Origin of the sequence: Pantoea rodasii (assembly GCF_002095465.1) — a bacterium.
In the GTDB taxonomy this organism is placed as follows: domain Bacteria; phylum Pseudomonadota; class Gammaproteobacteria; order Enterobacterales; family Enterobacteriaceae; genus Pantoea; species Pantoea rodasii.
The window spans coordinates 1-989 of sequence record NZ_MLFP01000062.1 but is presented as its reverse complement, the minus strand read 5'-3'; the positions used below and the strand labels follow the sequence as shown (position 1 = coordinate 989).

Genomic DNA, 989 nt, shown 5'->3' with positions numbered 1-989 from the left:
GGCGCCTGCGCCCCCGCCTGCCGCGGCACCACCGACGGCGATACGCGGTCGATCTTCTCCAGCGCCGCGGCGGCCTTGTTCTCGATGACGCTGTACACCGCGCCGCGCAGGTCGTCGCTGAGCTGGCGCTTAATTTCCTTCATCACCGCGACGTCGATCGGGCTGCGCTCCTGCAGCAGGCGGAACGGGGCGCCGCTTTCCGGCGACTCGAGCTGGGCAACGTCACCCACCATCACCGCCCGGCCGTTGCCTGCCGCGATGGCGCGCAGCGCCTCCGCCGTGTCCTGGTTGCCGAGCATGGAGGCCTCGTCGATCAGGAACAGCGTGTTGGCATAGCTGACCTTTTCGCCCGCGGCGGTACGCTGCTGCCAGTCAACGAGGAAAGACTTCATGGTCTGGCCCTCGATGCCGATGCTACGCATCTCTTTGACCGCGCGGTGCGTCGGCCCCAGACCGATAACGACCGGGCGCACGCTATCCGGCAGCGTGTCGATCGCGGTCTTCACCGCGTCGAACTGGGTGGTTTTCCCCACCCCCGCATAGCCCTGTACCGCGGTGAAGCGGTCGGTACTCTGCAGAATAAGCCCGGAGGCCGCGCGCTGGCCGGCGGTAAGGCCGGCAGACAGCACGGCGGAGGGATCTGCCAGCAGGGGCGTCTGCGTATTTTTACCCGCCTCCACCTCCCGGATGATGGCCTTCTCCATTTCCCACGTGGCGCGGGCCACGTAGCGCACCTCGCCGCCGTAAGGCACCTTAATCAGGTCGCCCGCCTGCTCCAGCCGGGTGATTTCGCCGCGGATCCCCTGCAGACTGCCGAGGAACTCCGCCGCCTTTTCGGTAAGCTGTGCAAACGGAAACGCCACCTCGCGCATGTTGGCCACCGCGCGCGACACCGCCTTCTGCGCGTCATGCTGCAGACCGGCCTTCAGCGCGTCCATCGCCTCACCGGCCTCTTCGCGTCCGCCGAGCTGGCGGACCAGCTCCAGGGG

At 67.8% G+C, this 989-nt stretch carries 1 protein-coding gene; it reads right to left on the bottom strand.

Features of this window, described 5'->3' with window-relative positions; genetic code table 11:
* Positions 1-989, bottom strand: a 989-nt coding sequence (locus HA45_RS23330) for an AAA family ATPase (RefSeq protein ID WP_158087335.1), incomplete at both ends; no start/stop codon positions are given.